The sequence below is a fragment of the Paenibacillus uliginis N3/975 genome (assembly GCF_900177425.1).
GTDB classification, from domain to species: domain Bacteria; phylum Bacillota; class Bacilli; order Paenibacillales; family Paenibacillaceae; genus Paenibacillus_AQ; species Paenibacillus_AQ uliginis.
Genome location: NZ_LT840184.1, coordinates 4,609,561 through 4,628,601, shown reverse-complemented (window position 1 = coordinate 4,628,601; position 19,041 = coordinate 4,609,561). Strand labels below are relative to the sequence as shown.

At 46.1% G+C, this 19,041-nt stretch carries 15 protein-coding genes; 12 read left to right on the top strand and 3 right to left on the bottom strand.

From position 1 onward, the window contains the following. Positions 1–174 precede the first annotated feature (174 nt). The 10 genes from alaS (at position 175) to B9N86_RS21770 (ending at position 12,046) form a co-directional block, all read left to right on the top strand. Complete coding sequence (gene alaS / locus B9N86_RS21815) at positions 175–2,802, top strand: alanine--tRNA ligase (protein ID WP_208915236.1); 2,628 nt, start codon at positions 175–177, stop codon at positions 2,800–2,802. 145 nt (positions 2,803–2,947) lie between these two features. After that, complete coding sequence (locus tag B9N86_RS21810; protein WP_054958106.1) at positions 2,948–3,208, top strand: IreB family regulatory phosphoprotein; 261 nt, start codon at positions 2,948–2,950, stop codon at positions 3,206–3,208. A gap of 10 nt (positions 3,209–3,218) precedes the next feature. After that, the gene (gene ruvX / locus B9N86_RS21805) at positions 3,219–3,629 is read left to right on the top strand and encodes a Holliday junction resolvase RuvX (RefSeq protein ID WP_208915235.1); all 411 of its coding nucleotides are present in this window, start codon (positions 3,219–3,221) and stop codon (positions 3,627–3,629) included. Positions 3,630–3,647: 18 nt separating this feature from the next. Beyond that, complete coding sequence (locus tag B9N86_RS21800; RefSeq protein WP_208915234.1) at positions 3,648–3,956, top strand: DUF1292 domain-containing protein; 309 nt, start codon at positions 3,648–3,650, stop codon at positions 3,954–3,956. Beyond that, positions 3,949–4,260 carry a DUF1292 domain-containing protein gene (locus B9N86_RS21795; protein WP_208915233.1) on the top strand — a complete coding sequence of 104 codons (312 nt, stop codon included), beginning with the start codon at positions 3,949–3,951 and terminating at the stop codon, positions 4,258–4,260. The genes B9N86_RS21800 and B9N86_RS21795 overlap by 8 nt, the downstream gene beginning before the upstream one ends. 98 nt (positions 4,261–4,358) lie before the next feature. After that, positions 4,359–5,396 (top strand): endolytic transglycosylase MltG, encoded by a 1,038-nt coding sequence (gene mltG, locus B9N86_RS21790; protein ID WP_208915232.1) that lies wholly within the window; start codon positions 4,359–4,361, stop codon positions 5,394–5,396. An 18-nt stretch (positions 5,397–5,414) separates the two neighbouring features. After that, a complete protein-coding gene (locus tag B9N86_RS21785) occupies positions 5,415–6,347 on the top strand; it encodes a peptidase U32 family protein (RefSeq protein ID WP_208915231.1) in 933 nt (310 codons plus the stop codon). A 66-nt stretch (positions 6,348–6,413) separates the two neighbouring features. Then, a complete protein-coding gene (locus tag B9N86_RS21780) occupies positions 6,414–7,745 on the top strand; it encodes a peptidase U32 family protein (protein ID WP_208915230.1) in 1,332 nt (443 codons plus the stop codon). A 216-nt stretch (positions 7,746–7,961) separates the two neighbouring features. Next, positions 7,962–10,133 (top strand): methyl-accepting chemotaxis protein, encoded by a 2,172-nt coding sequence (locus B9N86_RS21775; RefSeq protein WP_208915229.1) that lies wholly within the window; start codon positions 7,962–7,964, stop codon positions 10,131–10,133. A gap of 125 nt (positions 10,134–10,258) precedes the next feature. After that, positions 10,259–12,046, top strand: coding sequence for a peptidoglycan D,D-transpeptidase FtsI family protein (locus tag B9N86_RS21770; RefSeq protein WP_208915228.1), 1,788 nt, complete (start codon positions 10,259–10,261; stop codon positions 12,044–12,046). Here the strand turns inward: B9N86_RS21770 and B9N86_RS21765 are convergent. Next, on the bottom strand, positions 12,001–13,167 hold the full coding sequence (locus tag B9N86_RS21765) for an AI-2E family transporter (RefSeq protein ID WP_208915227.1): 1,167 nt from the start codon (positions 13,165–13,167) through the stop codon (positions 12,001–12,003). The two genes, B9N86_RS21770 and B9N86_RS21765, sit on opposite strands and share 46 nt — an antisense overlap. A 144-nt stretch (positions 13,168–13,311) precedes the next feature. On the opposite strand from B9N86_RS21765, the gene B9N86_RS21760 reads away from it, so the two are divergent. Then, a complete protein-coding gene (locus B9N86_RS21760; protein WP_208915226.1) occupies positions 13,312–14,697 on the top strand; it encodes a polysaccharide deacetylase family protein in 1,386 nt (461 codons plus the stop codon). A 58-nt stretch (positions 14,698–14,755) separates the two neighbouring features. Here the strand turns inward: B9N86_RS21760 and ilvD are convergent, their stop codons facing one another. After that, positions 14,756–16,441: a dihydroxy-acid dehydratase gene (gene ilvD, locus B9N86_RS21755; protein WP_208915225.1), complete on the bottom strand. Its 1,686-nt coding sequence runs from the start codon at positions 16,439–16,441 to the stop codon at positions 14,756–14,758. Positions 16,442–16,928: 487 nt separating this feature from the next. Beyond that, a complete protein-coding gene (locus B9N86_RS21750) occupies positions 16,929–17,969 on the bottom strand; it encodes an acyltransferase family protein (protein ID WP_208915224.1) in 1,041 nt (346 codons plus the stop codon). 285 nt (positions 17,970–18,254) lie between these two features. Here B9N86_RS21750 and B9N86_RS21745 point away from each other — a divergent pair, with 285 nt between their 5' ends. Beyond that, a complete protein-coding gene (locus B9N86_RS21745) occupies positions 18,255–19,022 on the top strand; it encodes an HAD family hydrolase (protein WP_208915223.1) in 768 nt (255 codons plus the stop codon). Positions 19,023–19,041: the final 19 nt, after the last annotated feature.

Genomic DNA, 19,041 nt, shown 5'->3' with positions numbered 1-19,041 from the left:
GGCGATTACCTGATGAGTCAAGGACGATACATTTTCGTGTTTGACAGCATAAACAGGTGATAACCAGGGTGGTACCGCGAGACAATCGTCCCTGATATTTATTCAGGGGCTTTTTTTGTGTTCGGACTGTACTAACAGTAAGACCGAACAATATTGAAACTGGAGGCTATGATAATGAAAGCTAGTGAAATCCGCTCCAAATGGTTGGAGTTCTTTACAGAAAAAGGCCATAAGATTGAGCCGAGTGCATCCCTTGTTCCACATAATGACCCATCTTTGCTGTGGATCAATGCCGGAATGGCACCGCTTAAACCTTATTTCGATGGACGGGTGAAGCCGGACAATCCTCGGTTGGCGAACTCTCAGAAATGTATTCGTACCAATGATATTGAAAATATCGGAAAAACGCGCCGTCACCAAACTTTTTTTGAAATGCTGGGTAACTTCTCGATCGGGGACTACTTTAAGGAAGAAGTCATCACCTGGGCTTGGGAGTTCCTGACGGACAAAAAATGGATCGGTTTTGACCCGGAGCTCCTATCGGTGACCGTGTATCCTGAAGATGAAGAAGCCTTCAAGCTATGGAATGAGAAAATCGGCCTGCCAGAGAGCCGTATCATTAAGCTGGAAGATAATTTTTGGGATATCGGTGAGGGCCCTTGCGGACCTTGTACGGAAATTTTTTATGACCGCGGCGAAGCTTACGGAAATGATTTTTCGGATCCAGAACTTTACCCAGGTGGAGAGAACGAACGTTATCTTGAAGTATGGAACCTTGTGTTCTCCCAATTTAACCATAACAAAGATGGCAGTTATACGCCGCTGCCGAACAAAAATATTGATACTGGTGCTGGTTTGGAGCGGTTCGCATCGATTCTGCAGAACGTGGAGTCAAATTTCGATACCGACCTATTCCAGCCTTTGATTCAGGAAACGGCTGCGCTTGCCGGGATTAAATACAATGAAAATCCAGAATATGACCTTGCCCTGAAAGTCATTGCTGACCACATTCGTACGGTTGCGTTCGCTGTGGGTGACGGTGTAATGCCTTCCAATGAGGGACGTGGTTATGTTATCCGCCGTCTGCTCCGCCGCGCTGTCCGCTATGGAAAGGTCATCGGTCTTGATAAGCCTTTTATGTACACATTGACTAAAACGGTTGGCGACATCATGGGCGTATACTATCCAGAAGTGCTGGATAAGCGTGAGTTTATTGAAAAGGTAATCGCTACAGAAGAGGAGCAGTTCCACAAGACGTTATCTGATGGATTGAATATTTTGGCGAATATAAGCTCCCAAGCTAAGGAGCAAGGCAAAACAGAGATCAGCGGCACCGATGCGTTTAAACTGTATGACACATACGGATTCCCATTCGACCTGACAGAGGATTATGCATCAGAACACGGGCTTACTGTTGACCGTGACGGTTTTGACGCCGCGATGAAAGAGCAACGGGATCGTGCCAGAGAAGCACGCCATGAAACGGAAAGTATGAAGGTGCAGGGCGGTGTGCTCTCCGATTACACGGTTAAAAGTGAATTTGTTGGATATAATGACACCGTTCAACAATCGAAAGTGCTAGCCATTGTTGTCGACGGCGGATTTGTTGATCACATTGGTGAGGGCCAGTCGGGTCAGGTTATTTTGGATTCCACTCCGTTCTATGCGGAGAGCGGCGGACAGGTTAGCGACCAGGGGGTACTACAGAGTGATGGTGTGAGGGCGAGAGTTGAAGGTTTGTTCAAAGCGCCGCACGGACAGCATGTTCATCTTGTAACGGTGGAGTCCGGTGAATTAAAATCGAACGAAATCGTAAAAGCTGAAGTAGACCGCGAGAAACGTCTTGATATTATCAAGAACCATACGGCTACTCACCTTCTCCATAAGGCGCTGAAAGAAGTGCTTGGCGAGCATGTGAATCAGGCAGGCTCTCTTGTTGAGCCTCAGCGTCTGCGGTTTGACTTCTCTCATTTCGGAAGCATTACACCGGAGGAGCTATCCCGGATCGAGCAGCGTGTTAACGAGCAGATTTGGAAAGGGACAGCTGTTGTCATTGAAAACAAATCGATTGATGAAGCAAAAGCCATGGGTGCTATGGCGCTTTTCGGTGAAAAATATGGAGACATTGTACGGGTCGTTCAGGTAGGAGATTACAGTCTTGAGCTTTGTGGCGGCTGCCATGTGGACAACACTTCTCAGATCGGTATTTTTAAATTGCTCGGCGAGAGCGGCATTGGGTCGGGGGTACGCCGGATTGAGGCTGTGACAGGCCGTTTTGCCTATGAGTTTATGGAAGGCCAACTGGATTTGCTTAGACATTCCGCAGGCCTGCTCAAGAGCAATCTAAACGATGTCCCTAAACGGATCGAAGCGCTGAACCAACAGGTGAAGGATCTCGGCCGTGAGAATGAATCCCTTCAAGGCAAGCTGAGTGCAATCGAAGCAGGTCAGCTTACAGACCGTGTCGTAACGGCAGGTAATACACAGCTTTTGGCTGCTGAAGTGCAGGTTGGCAGCATGGACGCTCTTCGTACGGTTGCTGATGAACTTAAAGGAAAGCTGCCTGAAGCTGTTATCGTACTTGGCGCTGTGTCCGGAGATAAAGTGAATTTTGTGGTAGCTGTACCTCAAGACCTTGTGAAAAAAGGTCTACATGCCGGTAAACTTGTCAAAGAAGTAGCGTCCGTCTGTGGCGGAGGCGGTGGAGGTCGTCCGGATATGGCTCAGGCAGGCGGTAAGGATGCTTCCAAAATCAAGGAGGCACTGAAGCGTGCTGAAGAGTTAGTTTCCCAAAGTGTGTAAGTTTAACGTTTTTGCCTTTAATTATTTGGAATCAGGTTTCCTTACAGGTTAAGGAATATGTTATGATAGAAATAGATCAAGCTGGTAAATATTTATTCGACGAAGCATGGTTTAACATGTTCTTCGAAGAAGCGAGGTGTCACACATGGACTCCATGGATAAGACTGTCAAGTTCAATGTAAAAGGTGATGAGAAGGAGGCTTCCGCCCGGGACATTATTTTATCGGTATACGACTCATTGGTTGAAAAGGAATATAACCCGATCAATCAAATCGTCGGCTATCTGTTGTCTGGGGATCCCGCTTATATACCTCGGCACAACAATGCGAGAAGTTTGATCCGGAAGAAAGAACGAGATGAATTGATTGAAGAACTGGTCCGGTTCTACCTAGCCAGTCACCGTTAGGAGTGCAAGGATGAAGATCATGGGATTGGATTACGGGGACCGTCGAATTGGTGTAGCTCTCAGCGATGTGTTCGGTTGGACAGCTCAAGGGCTGGAAGTCATTGAACGTCGCCGGGAGGGCATTGAATTAGAACGGATCACTGCCCTTGTGAAAGAACATGAGGTCACTGAGATTGTGGTCGGTCTGCCCAAAAATATGAACGGCACGATCGGTCCCCGAGGAGAAATCTGCATGGAATTCGCAGAACTACTGCGAGAGTCCCTGTGCTTACCCGTTCACCTTTGGGATGAACGGCTTTCTACAGTATCCGCTGAACGGACTCTGTTGGAAGCCGATGTCAGCCGAAAGAAGCGCAAGCAGGTCGTAGATAAGATGGCTGCAAGCTTGATTTTGCAAAACTACTTGGATTCTAAAAGGTAAAGGTGAGGGTGATAACAGATGGCGAATGAGCATATTGGAATGGAAGAGGAACCGGAAATTATTTATATTCCTGATGATGAAGGCAATGAAGAGGAATTCGAAGTCATCATGAAATTTGAGGTTGACGGCTCCGATGCGAAATATATGATGGTGGTTCCCATGGAAACGGAAGATGATGAGACCGATGAGGTTTACGCTTTCCGTTACGAGGAAGACGGTGACGACCTGAAGTTGTATATGATTGAGGATGACGAGGAATGGAGCATTGTTGAAGAAACGTTTAACACGCTCGTAGACGAGCTTGACGGGAGCAATGGAAATGACTGATTTTTCTGCTGAACAAGTGGTATGGACCCAAGCGTTGAAGGAAGCATTCGGTGAAAGTGTTGAACTTCAGGATGAGAAGGGAAACACAACCGTATATGATGTTGCCGCTGAATTCGAAGTAAATGGTCAAGGATATGCCATTTTGGTACAGCCAGACCGTCAACATGAGGAGTATGAAGTGCTTCGTATTGTTACGGCGCAAGACGGAAGCCTGGAGCTGGCCACCATTGATGATGATGATGAATGGGAGAATGTCTCCGAGCTGTATGATGAACTTACATTCCCGGAAGAAGACGAAGATTGATTGTGATTTCCTCTTCTTCCTCAAGAAGTATTAATTTCAAATGAAGTTCTGGAAAGGGCGGACCAGTCCGCCCTTTTTGGTTGTGAGGAGATGAACATATGAAAAAACTGGCCGTCACGGTATTGGTGTTGATCATCATTGCCGGCGGGGCATTGTTTTACGCTTGGAACGGCATGAAGCCGGTCGCAAGCTCCGATACACCCGTTGAGTTTACGATTGAATCCGGTATGAGCACAGTTCGAATCGCTGAACTGCTGGAGGAGAAGGGACTTATTAAAGACGCTCTTCTTTTTAAAGGTTATTTGAAGCTGAAAGATGAAGGCAGCCGGTTTATGGCCGGTATATATGAGACAAAACCTGGGGCAACCTATGATCAGCTGATATCGATGCTGAATAACGGAGAGGTGAAGCCTGAGGAGATGATGCGCTTTACGATTCCGGAAGGATACACAGTGCTTCAGATGGCTGAGACCATATCCAGCCAGAGTGGTTTGGACGCGAAGGAATTTGTAAAGTTGACTGATCAGACTTCGGGTTGGGATGGGACCATCGTAAATGAAATTCCAAAAGATGAGGAATTGAGACATCATTTGGAGGGATATTTGTTTCCGGCAACCTATGAGCTGCCTAAAGACAGTACAGAGCAGGAAATTCTCCAAGTGATGCTTAGCCAGTTGGAGAAGAGACTAGATGAAATACCCGACTGGCAAGAGTTATTGAAGCAGCGAGGGCTGACGGTTCATGAGTTGCTTACTGTCGCCTCCTTGGTAGAACGTGAGGTCGTGGCGGAGAAGGAACGTGCATTGGTGGCAGGTGTAATATATAACCGTCTTGAGCAGGATATGAAGCTTGAGATTGACGCAACTGTGCAATATCTCCTGGATAAGCCTAAGGAACGACTGCTGTATAAGGATCTGGAAGTAGATAGCCCTTATAACACTTACCGAAATAAAGGACTTCCGCCGGGACCCATCTCAAATCCAAGCTTGGCTTCGATTGAGGCGGCGCTTAAGCCGGAGAAGTCGGATTATTTATTTTATGTGACCAAAAAGGATGGCACACAGGAGCATTTGTTCGCCAAAACCTACAGGGAACATTTGAATAACATCGAAAAGAGCAAGAAAATGGCACAATAGCATTAGGGGGAAATTGTAATGGGTATTAAACCTGAGCTTCTGGCAGCCGCGGGAACTCTGGAGGATGTGGAAGCTTATCTGCAAGCCGGAGCGGATGCCATATTAGTTGGAGATGACCGCTTTGGTATGAGATTGCCGGGAAGTATGACACTGGAGGAAATCCATAAAGCTGCTGAGATGGTACACGCCGTCAGCGGTAAAATCTATGTAAGTCTGAACAACTTAATGACCAATGATCTGCTCCAGGAGCTCTCAGAATATGTTAAAGCTCTGGGTGAGATCGGGGTGGATGCGGTAGAATTTAATGATCCTTCTGTATTATTGGCAGTCAATTCCTTTGCTCCTGGCGTAAAGCTTCACTGGAATGCTGAAATGACATCAACCAACTATTCGACCTCGAACTATTGGGGGCGCAGAGGGGCAGCCCGCGTCATCTTGGCCCGGGAATTAAACATGGATGAAATTACAGAAATGAAGCCGAATCTGGAGATTGAAGCTCAAGTCCAGGTTCACGGAATGACAAACATCTACCACTCCAAGCGCCGGTTGGTCAACAGCTACATGTCCCATCAAGGGCGGCCGGTGACGGAAGGCAGTATGGGCAAGGAACGCGGGTTGTTTCTTATTGAAGCAGAGCGTGCCGATGAGAAATTCCCGATTTATGAGGATATGAACGGCACACACATTATGAGCTCGGATGATATATGTATCTTGGAGGATCTTCATCTGCTGATGGAAGCTGGTATTGACAGTTTCAAAGTGGAAACATTGCTCAAACCGCGTCACTATAACGAAGCAGTGCTTCGTGCATACCGCAAAGCCATTGATCTGTATGAGGCAGATTCAGGTTCGTATGCTTTTCACGAGGAGTGGATGGACGGGATCAAGGAGCTTCAAGATCCTGAACGGGAACTTTCTTTTGGATTCTTTTATAAAGAACAAGTTTATTAATAAGATTTCAGTTAAATAGAATGAACTTCTTTAGTTCAGTCTGTAAAAACAAGGAGTGAACAAAAGATGGCAGCTATGGTTCAGCCAACTTACAAGGGCAAGCGTTATCGTTTGGACAAGCCGGAGCTTCTCGCACCGGCGGGTAATCTGGAAAAATTAAAATTTGCAGTCCACTACGGAGCGGATGCAGTTTATATCGGCGGACAAAAATACGGCCTGCGCTCAAATGCCGACAATTTCAGTTTTGAGGAAATGAAAGAAGGCGTTGAATTCGCCAAAAAGTATGGTGCAAAGGTAATCGTTGCGACCAACATGTATGTCCATAATGAAGATATCGAAGGAATCGAGGAGTACTTGCGTAGTCTGAATGAGACTGGGGTTTTCGCCATAATCGCGGCTGATCCTGCGATCATTGAGATTGCCCAGCGTATTGCGCCGGATCTCGAGGTTCACCTGAGCACACAGCAGTCGACGCTGAATTGGCAGGCGGTAAAGTTCTGGAAGGAAGAAGGACTTCCGCGTGTAGTTCTTGGCCGAGAAACGAGTCTTGAGGAAATAGCCGAGATTAAAAATCATGTAGATATTGAAATCGAAGCTTTTGTTCATGGAGCGATGTGCTCTTCTTTTTCCGGCCGCTGCGTTCTGTCCAATCATTTTACGGACCGGGACTCCAATCGGGGCGGCTGCTGTCAGTCGTGCCGTTGGAAATATGATTTATTTGAGGATGGACGTGAGGATTGGGTATCTGAAGAGCAGGCGGCATTGGATCAGATAGTTCCTGCACCTTCCTCTTTCAAACCGGGCGTAACACAGATCCCGCTATTCCAACCGGAGGATAATGCGTTTACGATGGGGTCCAAGGATCTGTGTATGCTGGGGCACATTCCCGACTTGATCGAAGTAGGGATAGACAGCTTCAAGATTGAAGGACGCATGAAGTCGATTCATTATGTAGCAACGGTTGTAAATGTTTATCGACAAGCTATTGATTCGTATATGGCTGATCCAGAAAATTATGTGCTGAAGCCTGAGTGGATAGAAGAGCTCAATAAAGCGGCCAACCGACCGCTAAACACCGGCTTCTTCTACGATACTCCGGACCATGAGGATCATATATATGAACCGGAAGAAAAAGCGGCGCCTTATGATTTTGCAGGACTTGTTATGGATTATGATTCAGTGAACGGCACAGCACTGATTCAGCAGCGGAATCATTTTAAACCAGGCCAGGAAATTGAGTTTTTTGGTCCGGAAGGGACCTTCTTTAAACAAGTTGTCGGTACGATTACCGATGAAGAAGGTAATGAGCTGGATGCAGCCCGCCATCCTTTGCAGCTGATACGCATGAAAGTGGATCATCCGGTAAAAAGTTTTGATATGATGCGCAAACGTAAATGATGAGTCAATTTGTGAAATAGGTACAAATATCTTACAATAACAGGAATCCGGTACCTCGTCAGGTGTCGGATTCTTTTTTTTATGACAAAAAAACTAGGACGTTTGAATTATTTTTGTGTGAAAAGCCAAAGGAAATGCTACCCAACTGTCGAAATAAGAAGTAGTGTATTGTTTTTGCCTCATATTCTAAAATTGATAGTGGTAGGTGAACAGCAAATGGGAGAGGTTGAACAGCAAGATAGAAAGCCAAAAAAAGAGAAGAAGGTGAAAGATCAGAAGAACAATAAGACTGTTACTTCCGGATCGAAGGGGGATCGTTCAGGAAGATCCAAGTTGGCTAGATTGGTTCAGACTGCCAAGCAGATGCGGGTTAATCCTGCTAACTCGGTCGGCATACGTTTATTTTTGATTTTCTTTATCGCAATTGTTATGTTTGTTGTAGTCCTCGGCTTACTGTCGTACATGAAAGCTAAGGATACGATTGAGAAAAATGCGGCTAATTCCAACCAGCAGACGATTATTCAGACTTCAGAAAAAATAGACATTATTCTGGAGAAGTATGAGAATCTGGGAAGACAAATTTTTTATGATAAAGAGCTGCAAAAGCTTTTGACGTCCTATAATTCAAATAAATTAAGTGACTACGACATGTTCTCTACCCAAAAAGATATCCGTGACAAATTAACCAACCAGATTACTTCCGATGGATATATTAAGGCGATTTACATTATTCCGCCTAAGAAGAACTCCGTCATCGCTGCAGGAGGTACGAGGAATGATGTAAACGGTATGCTTAAAGAGCCATGGGTCGCAGAACTTGAAAAAGGTACAAAGACTCTTTGGTTGCCAACCAGAACAGACGAGGGGACTCCATATTTCAGTATTGCCCGTTCTTTAGGTTCAATGAACAACCTGAATGACTCGTATATTTTTATAATTGAGCTTGCGGAATCGGTTATCAACGAGCATCTGCAAAACATTAATCTCGGTACAGAAGGACAGCTGCAGCTCGTTTCAAGAGATGGCAAGATCATATCGGCTAACGATGAAAAATTGAGCGGCACGGAGTCCCTTATGACATTTATGAAGAATGAGCCTGCGGACAAGAAGACCGGAAGTCTTAGTGCTCATGATGTTAATGCTAACGACGTATTGGCTGTATACAATACACTGGAAGTCAATGATTGGAGACTCGTCGGTACGATTCAGACCGAAGAACTTACGAAAGATGCAGAAGGTATTCTGACCATTACGATGTGGGCGGCGCTAGCCGATGCTCTTATAGCCATATTGATTGGGATATGGATGGTTCGTATGATTGCGCGTCCACTCGGTAAGCTTAACCTGCTTATGAAAGAAGGCGCCAAGGGTAATCTAAACGTTCGTACGAATCATCGTTCGAATGATGAGATCGGTCAGCTTTCTGCCAGCTTTAATGATATGATGGAGCAAATTACACAACTAGTTCAGCAGACCAACAATACAGCTCAGGACGTGCTAAATACAGCAGTAGAACTGACTGATGCTTCCAAGAAGACCGCCCTGTCAGCCAAGGAAATTGCAGTGGCTACTGAGGAGATTGCTAATGGAGCAAGCAGTTTAGCTGTAGAGGCTGAGCGCGGAAGCGACCTTACAGGCAACATCTCAAGACAGATGGAGATCGTTGTCACGGCGAATGACGAGATGGGCAAATCCGCCCGTCATGTTGAGAGATCAAGTGAACATGGTACGAAACATCTGAATCATTTGCTGGAGAAAACACACCAGACAGAAGATATGACCCGTAACATGATGCGCAAGGTTGATGGATTGAAGGAAACAACTTCTTCAGTTGTAAAAGTTCTGGATGTACTGCAGAACATTACAAAACAGACGAATATTTTATCACTGAATGCTACGATTGAAGCTGCACGTGCAGGTGCTGCTGGCCGTGGATTCATGGTTGTAGCGGATGAAATCCGGCAGCTTGCGGATCAATCCAGGCAATCGATTGATATGGTCAGCCAGATCACAGATCGTATCATGACAGAAATGAATGAAACGGTACAAGTTCTTCTGGATGCGAATCCGCTGTTTAAAGCTCAAATGGATTCGGTTAAAGAAACGAATGATATATTCGTCTCCGTCCAGCAGCAGATGGGTGAGTTCATCGAACGACTCGATTCTGTTACGGATTCCATTGAAGGCCTCAATCAGTCACAAATCGTACTCTCTGAAGCGATGGGCAACGTAAGCGCTGTTGCTGAAGAATCATCAGCAACTTCTGAAGAGGTTGCATCCTTGAGCAATGAGCAGCAGAGTGTGAGTAACCAGCTCGTAAATCTGTCTGGCAAACTGGAGAATGTATCAAGCGAGTTGAAAGCTACACTCTCCCGATTTACACTGTAAATATGACAAAAACTTGGATCTCTTTGCGGGAGATCCAAGTTTTTTTGTTTAGGTGCCGCTGCAAACGATTGTGATAATGATTGAGGGGGAATGATGATATAAAAGGATCATCAGGAGGGACAAACATGCGGGTTAACCGGCAAAAACGTATATTTTATGGATGGTTGACACTAGCAGTGCTGATGGTTCTACTGGTTTGTCGGCTGGCATGGGTACAATTCGTCATGAAAAATCATAAGCCTCCTGGCAGTCGGCATACTCTGCTTGAAACATCAATGCTTCAGCGTGAGCGGGGCATTGTGCTGGATACCGGGCGGGGACATTTTACCGATCGGAACGGTCTTCCGTTGACCGGTAAGTTGATCTGGTCTGCCGTCCTTTTTCCTATCGAGAATGAAAATGATGATATATCCGATGATTCATTGTTGAAGTTGGCTCATATACTGAATACGGAAGATAAACATTTAAGAGAAGTATGGTTCGCCTTGAAAGAGCCAATACTATGGCATGCTCAAGGGACTTACATTCCTCTTGCACTGAATTCATCTCAGATTGAAGCCATTAAGGAATTGAAATTATCTGCTATTCGGGTACTTCCGTATGAACAAAGGTATGGAGACAGGGAGACGGGGATGCAGTGGTTAGGCTTTATTTCAGGTCAGCGTAAAGAGAACTTATTCTTCCGTGATTATGAAGGGGTAAAGGGAACAAGCGGGCTGGAAAGGACGCTGGATGCTCTTCTACAGGGAACAGGACCTACAGTCGTTTATTTCCCCGTAGATGGTCGAAATCAAGTCATACAAGAGATGAAGCCGATGGTGAAAGCGGGAGATAACCCCTATTATCCGCTACGGATTACGACAACGGTTGATGCCAAGCTTCAGAAGGGCATTGAGCAGCTGACAGAACAGGCAGGTATGAAGGAAGGAGCTGTAGTCGTACTGGATGTCCGGAATAGCGATGTTCTGGCGATGGTCTCTAGGCCCTTTTATAATCCGGAACAGATACATCCTGAGCAGGGAGAGTGGGAGAACAAAGCGTTAAAGGGAGCGGTGCCCGGGTCGATCTTCAAAATTGTTACCGCTGCAGCTGCACTGGATTCCGGTTTAACCTCGAGTAAAGAAACGTTTCACTGTAATGGTGAATTTGGAAAATACGGCTTATCCTGCTGGAAAGAGGGAGGCCACGGAACCCTCAACCTTCGTCAGGGGTTTGCGGAATCCTGTAATGTGGTATTTGCCGAATTGGCTGAACGCCTGACCTCTGGACAAATACAGGATACGGCATTACAGCTTGGACTTGGCCGGACTGTAGGCTGGCAGGCACAGAGGAGTGTACTGGGCATTCCTCTACTGAAGCCGCTAGACCACGAGGAGAGTGGGACTGTTTTTGCAGCCTCTACAGATCCTTTGGATTCTGGTGCTCGTGTACAGACAGCGATTGGGCAAAGGGATACATTGGTTACACCACTGCAGGCTGCTAATTTGGTCGTAACGCTGCTGAACGATGGGGACGTGATTTCGCCTCGGATTGTCCATCATATATCATACGCGAACGGTCAGCATCTTCAAACCTTGGAGCCTATGAAGCGGTCTTCGGTTGAAGGAACAATTTCCCGGGAAACCGCCCGAACACTTCTGACTTGGATGGAAGACGTAGTTCGAAATGGAACGGGACGCTCGCTTAAACATTCGAGTTGGCAGCTAGGGGGTAAGTCTGGTACGGCTGAGACCATAGTAAAAGGCCGTCCCCGGAACAACCAATGGTTCGTGGGATACGGCCCTATAAAACATCCGCGTTATGCGGTAGCAGTGCTGGTGGAGAATGTGAGTCCGCACAGCAAGCATCAAGCGACAAAGCTGTTTGGTCAGGTCATGGATTTATTGTCTTCTTTTGAGACTTCTGAAGAATGAGCAGTTTGCGGATTTTTCATCTCAAACGGTGACACATCGAATTCTTCTTTTGGTAGTCTAATCCATTGTTGAAGATAACCTTGCTGCAGCAGCTCTTTGAGCAGAATCATCAGGATTGGTGAAAGAATCAGACCCGCCATTCCGAAAATAGAGATCGAAATAATCATGAACGACAGCATTAGAAACGCTGAAGATACACCGAGGGATTGACCTGTTATTTTTGGTTCAAGCAGCTGACGGGTTACCATCACAATAGCCAAGAGGATAGTCAAACTAATGGCAAGGCCTACCTTACCGACAATAAAGAGATAAATAATCCACGGTATGAAGATAACCGGCACGCCTAACAGTGGAAGTATATCAAAAATTGCACTCATGAGCGCCAGTGAAAATGCGTTGCCGGTACCAAGGATAAGCAAGCCTATGTATACGAGAACAAATGTGATCGAAATCAGCTTTAATTGTGCCTTCAAATAAGCTCCAATGGCTGAAAATACATTATCCTTCAAAAAGTGAAAAGCTGTTTTAATAGTCTTTGGTGTCTTTTCTTTTGCAAACTTACGCCAACTGCCAATTTCGGAACTAAGGAAAAAGGCGAGGATAATCGCAACACCGAAGTTGGCAATAAAGGTAGTGAAAGAACCCATAAATCCGACACTATAACGGAAAAATGATTCTGCTGCACTTTGAGCAAAGTTGGTAATATCTTTGAAGTATCCATTCATTCGCGCCACCATGTCTGGTGGAAGTGCGTCCAACTTGTTTTGTAAATAATTCATTATAGATGAGAAGTGCTCTTGAAGGGTGCGGGTATGAAGCGGGAGATTTTCCTGCAAATTCATCACTTGCGAAACGATAATTGCTCCTGCACCAAACAGAACGCCGAATATAATAAGGAGAAACAGAAGTACGGAAATCGCTGCTGCAAATGTCTTGGGCAAACCACGACGATGCAGGAACCGGGCTATCGGCTCGATGAGCAAAAATACCAGGAAGGATAAAAAGACAGGAGCGGCAATCTGGTATAGCTTGCTGAACACGTACATAATCAGGTACACCGTCAGCACGATCATTGCTATATCGAAGAAGGTCCTCCAATATTTTTTGTAGAGGGGAAGCATAGTAAATTATCGGCTCCTTTATACTTTAATAATGTTTCTATTGTACACGATTTGTGAAAAAAACGCCTATTTCTTTATCGGCTATGATAAAATAATAAATAGTGTATTGCCAAAGTAAAAAGAAAAGAGAAGCGGGGAGTTGGCATGCAGACATTACTGCTTTGGTTGTTTTATCTTTCATCTTTTTATGCCTTTATTCCCGGGCTTATTACCCGGATTTTTGGTTTTCGAGTATTTCGCAGGGGTACGGGGAAGCAGGATTTCGCTCTGACGTTTGATGATGGGCCGGATCCCGTATATACGCCTCAGTTGCTCGATCTTTTGAAGCGTTATGATATGAAGGCGACCTTTTTTCTGGTTGGCTCCCATGCGGAGAGTCATCCGGATGTGGTAAAACAAATTCATGAAGAAGGCCATCTGATTGGAATTCACAACTATATTCATAAGAGCAATTGGCTAATGCGGCCCAAAACAGTACGAATGCAGCTTAAACGGACCGATGACATCATTTACAGTGTAACGGGTGAGCGTCCAACCTTTTATCGACCGCCGTGGGGTATTGTGAATTTGTTTGACTTTGCCAAAAACAGCGGCTATCGGATCGTATTATGGTCGGCTATGTTTGGAGATTGGCGCAGCAAGACCGGCTCTAATAAACTGGTAAAACGTATTCTCCGGAAGCTGAAGCCTGGGGAAGTCATGCTCCTACATGATTGCGGAACTACAGTGGGAGCGAATCCAGATGCTCCTATGAATATGCTGATTGCATTAGAGCAGGTGCTGGAAGAAGCACAACGTAGAAATCTGAAAAGTATACGGATAGACACGATGATTAATAGCGAGAAAAAATTGCAAAAAGCTAAACTCTCGATCATGAAGCGTATGGTGGTTTCGCTATGGCTATTGTGGGAAAAAGTATTTCATGTATTGTTCCAGCTTGAGACTGTAACGCCGAAAGATCCCATGCTTCATTTCCGGCCTATTTCCTATCAAGGCAAGGCGGTAACGATGGATGACGGCACCCGTCTAGAAAAAGGCGATCAGGTGCTAGAACTTCACTTTGACAACAAGAAGTTGTTTCATATCGGAAGTCGGTCCCGTTCGGAAATGCAGCTTGCTATTCAAATGATCAGAGCGATGCAAAAGGATCTCCCTACGCTGGCCAACATGGTGCTAGAACGGCCGGAGTATATGGATATCAAAGGTTTATACGGAGTGACAATGATTTCTCGCGGACCGGAACAGTTCGGTTTTCATGTCCAGGATCTGCCGCAGGGGCTGTTTGCAAGTTCAGCGCGCATATATCTTAAAATTTTGCTGAGTATTATTCATCCTAGAGGGCAATCCCGCCTGAAGGAAGGAAGTAAAAAGATGGAACCCAAGTTGCTCATGATGCCGGTGGATGTGTTAATTAACCGTTATGCAGAAAAAGGCAGCCGTTCGTACCGCTCACCCAAGCAGGACAGCGCGGAGGAACATGAATTAAGTGATCTGCCCATAGGCAGTGCATCACAAGGTCTATCATCCTAACTAAAACCCGCCCTTGAAATTTCAAGAGGCGGGTTTTATATGTTAGTTCTCGTAATTATTAGATTTTCAGGACGCCGCCGGAGCTTGCGTTCGTTACGAGCTTGGAATAACGGGCAAGATAGCCTGTCTTCACTTTAGGCTCAAACTCTTTCCAGTGGGTGCGTCGCTCAGCCATTTCTTCGTCGCTGACTTCAAGCTGAATGATACGGTTGTTCAGATCCAGCACAATGATGTCGCCGTCTTCAACGAAAGCGATAGGTCCACCTTCAGCTGCCTCTGGAGAGATATGGCCGATACTGATGCCGCGGGAAGCTCCAGAGAAGCGTCCATCGGTAATGAGACCGACTTTGGCTCCAAGACCCATACCTGCAATCTGAGAGGTCGGTGCAAGCATTTCTGGCATGCCCGGTCCGCCTTTAGGACCTTCGTAGCGAATAACAACGACGTTGCCTTCCTTCACTTTGCCGTTTGCAATGCCTTCAAGAGCTTCCTCTTGAGAGTTAAAGCAGATGGCAGGGCCTTTATGGTAGCCGCCAACAGAAGGGTCAACCGCACCGACTTTGATGATGGAGCCTTCCGGAGCAAGGTTACCGTACAAGACAGCAAGGCCTCCGCGTTCGGAATAAGGCTGGTCGATCGGATGAATAACATTGGTATCCTGGATTTCACATCCTGCCACATTCTCGGCAAGTGTTTTGCCTGATACCGTAATGCAGTCACCAAACAGGGCTCCAGGCTTTTTGAGCAGTTCATGGAGAACCGCACTCACGCCGCCAGCACTGTGTACATCCTCAATGAAATAATCGGATGCAGGGGCCAGCTTCGAAATATGAGGTACACGGTCTGCCACTTCGTTAATCCGCTCCAGCGGGTAATCAATACCTGCTTCGTGGGCAAGGGCAAGAGTATGAAGAACGGTATTGGTCGAGCCACCCATCGCCATATCCAGTGCAAATGCATTGTCAATGGCTTCACGGGTTACAATATCACGCGGTTTGAGATCCAGCTTGATAAGCTCCATCAGTTGGCGAGCTGATTGTTTAACGAATTCTCTGCGCTCGTCAGCAACGGCAAGAATTGTACCATTCCCCGGAAGAGCAAGGCCTAGCGCCTCGGAAAGACAGTTCATGGAGTTAGCCGTGAACATACCGGAGCATGAACCGCATGTCGGACAACCGTATTGTTCCAGTTCAAGAAGCTCGCTATCGTTAATTTTGCCGACCTGATGGGCACCAACGCCTTCAAATACGGAAGTCAAAGACAGTTTGCGACCTTTGCTGTCAACACCGGCTTTCATTGGACCGCCGCTGACAACGATGGTTGGAATGTTAACACGAAGTGCGCCCATAAGCATACCTGGTGTGATTTTGTCACAGTTCGGGATACATACCATACCGTCAAACCAGTGGGCAGAAACGACGGTTTCCAAGGAATCCGCAATAATTTCGCGGCTCGGCAGTGAATAACGCATGCCGATGTGACCCATGGCAATTCCATCGTCAACACCGATTGTATTGAACTCGAACGGAACGCCGCCAGCTTCACGGATGGCTTCTTTAACGATCTTACCGAATTCCTGAAGATGCACATGGCCTGGAACAATATCGATATAAGAGTTGCACACGGCGATAAACGGTTTGCCAAAATCTTCTTCCTTCACGCCGGCGGCACGCAGCAGACTGCGATGCGGTGCCCGATCAAAACCTTTTTTAATCATGTCTGAACGCATTTTTTTTGCTGTCATGATGTCGGTTTCCCCCCAGATCATTTATATTAGATTTTACTAGTGCTTTATCGCGGTTCACCGGCAAAGCAGCCGGGTACCAGTAATGAACGTTTCGGTTTAAATGAGTCTATCACAAAAAGGCATGTTTTTCTACTCGATTTTAGTAGAAAGGAAGAGGGGGAGGCCTTACTGGAAGTATTGGTTCGACTTGATGTAACCATGTTCGGTAAGCATTTGGAGTAAGGCCGTGAAGAGATACTCAAGCACGTCTTTCATCTGTTGGCTGCGGAATCGATTTAACGTAGGTCAGCCAGAAACATCTCGTTGGCCTATTCTGCTAAGTGTTATAAGTTGGCGGTAGTAGACGGGAGAACGTGGGGGGTGTGTATGTTATTGGAAGTGGTCGTGCACGTAGCACCGTACACCAGAGAAAGGGGGCATCCTAGGTCAACCGACCTGCAGGATACCCCCTAAATGATATGGAATATTGGAAAAACTTATGGTGTTATCTTACAAAAAAACGTCGTATTGCCACATTTTCTAGACGAAGAATTCCGTCTACTGACGGTTCAATGACGGGATGGAACAAGCGTTTAAAGCCGGGCTGGGCAAGAAGGACCGTGCACAGTATGGCAGCAGCGATAAGCAGCATTGCTCCTCCAAAATGCGAGATGGATTCATGGAGACCGGAAAAGTCCATCAGCCGGATAATGAAACCGTGCAGCAAGAACACATACAACGTGCGGCGGCCAAGATCGGTAATGCGCCCCATTGTCATAGGAACCCAGGAGAGGAATGCGGCGGAAGCAGTCAGTTGTAAAGCGTAAACCGCAATCCGGAACAGGCCAGCATACCACACGTCTTGGCCAAGCTCTGCATAGGTCATGCTCCCATAAAGCCATCCTGCTGGAAGATTGCTTCCCCAAACGCTAAACCCAATAAACAGGAGGAGCGAGATCGTGGCTGCGATACCTTTAATCCATGGTTTAAAGCGCAGAGCGAATGTTTCGAATGAAAAATGATACCCTACTAAAAAGAATGGAAAGAAAACAAACGTACGGCTGACACTCAACCAGACACCATCTACCGGCAAGTATCCGGCAATTACGCCGAGTACTGCTGCGAAGAAAAGCTGCTGCCCTGCCGTTAATTTGCCCATGGATAATAGCAATAAACGCCAGCATGCATGGCTGAATAGAAACCACAGCAGGAGGTAAGGCGCAAAGAAGGAGCGATGTATATCATCTACATGGAAGAAGACAGCATCCAGTAAAGAATATAAACTTTGGAAAATAACATATTGTATAGCGATTTGGAGTATCACTTTTCGACCGGTCTTACCCATCAGTGAACTTTTTGCAAAGTAACCGGTAACGAGAACAAACAAAGGCATATGAAATGAAAAAATCCACAGGTACAATGTGTGAAGACTGTCCATCCGGCTAATTAAAGGTTCAATGGCATTACCGACAAACACAGTGACGATAAGAATAAAACGCAGGTTTAGAAAGAAGGTTTCACCTTTCTGTTCAATGGTGCGGTTCATGGTTTCCCTCCATGGCCCTATCTTTTTTGAATTATGCTGGGCCTTTATATATTGCTTGTATGTCTTGATAATTCACGTTAAGCTACAATTTAAAATTACTCCGTTTAAGGTTTTTAATAGGTGATAATAATCACAAAGCATGACGCTGCAGCGTTTTCAAATGTGTCAAAGCATTGAATATCCATATGCAGTAGAGTACGTGTTCGAAAGGAGTAATAGAAAGGAAGAAAAAGGAGACATTTCAATATAGAAAGAGTATCATCGAATGAAAGGGAGGGATTCTGCTTGCCGCTTATTCAGGTGAATGGACATTCATCCCCGTGCCGGGGGGTATTGTTCGACAAGGATGGTACTTTGCTTCATTTTATGGCTCTCTGGGGAGGCTGGGCTGATTATGTTCTACGCTTCATGGAAGAACGTCTGGAGCTTATGGGAGCCTGTTTTACCGTACCTAAAGAGAAGGTGCTCGGAACGTCACATGTTTCCGGAGGCACTGTATCGGATTACGATGTTCAAGGGCCGCTTGCGATGGGAACTGTGGAGGAAACGAGCGGAATTCTGGCTTGGCAGCTGTACGCTGCGGGAATGCCATGGAATGAAGCCATCATACAAGTGAACCAGATTACGAAAAATGCGATGTACCAAATACGCCAGCATAAACCGGCGTTTCCTATGCCGGGACTGGAGACATTTTTGGAGTCTTGCAGGAACGCTTCCTTAGAAATGGCAGTGGTTACTTCGGATACGACCGCAGCGGCACTAGAGCATTTGGAATGGATGGGAATCCGCTCTTATTTCTCAGTAGTAATCGGCCGGGATCAAGTTGAGAACGGTAAACCACACCCTGAAATGGCAGAAAAGGCATGCAGAATGCTTGGATTAGAGCCAGGTGAAGCCGTTATTATTGGAGATAGTAACGGAGACATGCAGATGGCAAGGCAAGCTGGTGCTGCACTGGCTGTCGGGCTTTATCAAGGAGATGGCGAAGGCAATCATCTTATAGATGCCGAGGTCGTCATCTCCGATTATAATGAAATGAAGGTAGTTTATTAGATTCGTTATTTTATGGCGC

Excerpts from the sequence above, each read along its gene's own strand:
- alaS (WP_208915236.1), top strand. The coding sequence starts at position 175 with ATGAAAGCTAGTGAAATCCGCTCCAAATGGTTGGAGTTCTTTACAGAA.
- B9N86_RS21810 (WP_054958106.1), top strand. The coding sequence starts at position 2,948 with ATGGACTCCATGGATAAGACTGTCAAGTTCAATGTAAAAGGTGATGAG.
- ruvX (WP_208915235.1), top strand. The coding sequence starts at position 3,219 with ATGAAGATCATGGGATTGGATTACGGGGACCGTCGAATTGGTGTAGCT.
- B9N86_RS21800 (WP_208915234.1), top strand. The coding sequence starts at position 3,648 with ATGGCGAATGAGCATATTGGAATGGAAGAGGAACCGGAAATTATTTAT.
- B9N86_RS21795 (WP_208915233.1), top strand. The coding sequence starts at position 3,949 with ATGACTGATTTTTCTGCTGAACAAGTGGTATGGACCCAAGCGTTGAAG.
- mltG (WP_208915232.1), top strand. The coding sequence starts at position 4,359 with ATGAAAAAACTGGCCGTCACGGTATTGGTGTTGATCATCATTGCCGGC.
- B9N86_RS21785 (WP_208915231.1), top strand. The coding sequence starts at position 5,415 with ATGGGTATTAAACCTGAGCTTCTGGCAGCCGCGGGAACTCTGGAGGAT.
- B9N86_RS21780 (WP_208915230.1), top strand. The coding sequence starts at position 6,414 with ATGGCAGCTATGGTTCAGCCAACTTACAAGGGCAAGCGTTATCGTTTG.
- B9N86_RS21775 (WP_208915229.1), top strand. The coding sequence starts at position 7,962 with ATGGGAGAGGTTGAACAGCAAGATAGAAAGCCAAAAAAAGAGAAGAAG.
- B9N86_RS21770 (WP_208915228.1), top strand. The coding sequence starts at position 10,259 with ATGCGGGTTAACCGGCAAAAACGTATATTTTATGGATGGTTGACACTA.
- B9N86_RS21765 (WP_208915227.1), bottom strand. The coding sequence starts at position 13,167 with ATGCTTCCCCTCTACAAAAAATATTGGAGGACCTTCTTCGATATAGCA.
- B9N86_RS21760 (WP_208915226.1), top strand. The coding sequence starts at position 13,312 with ATGCAGACATTACTGCTTTGGTTGTTTTATCTTTCATCTTTTTATGCC.
- ilvD (WP_208915225.1), bottom strand. The coding sequence starts at position 16,441 with ATGACAGCAAAAAAAATGCGTTCAGACATGATTAAAAAAGGTTTTGAT.
- B9N86_RS21750 (WP_208915224.1), bottom strand. The coding sequence starts at position 17,969 with ATGAACCGCACCATTGAACAGAAAGGTGAAACCTTCTTTCTAAACCTG.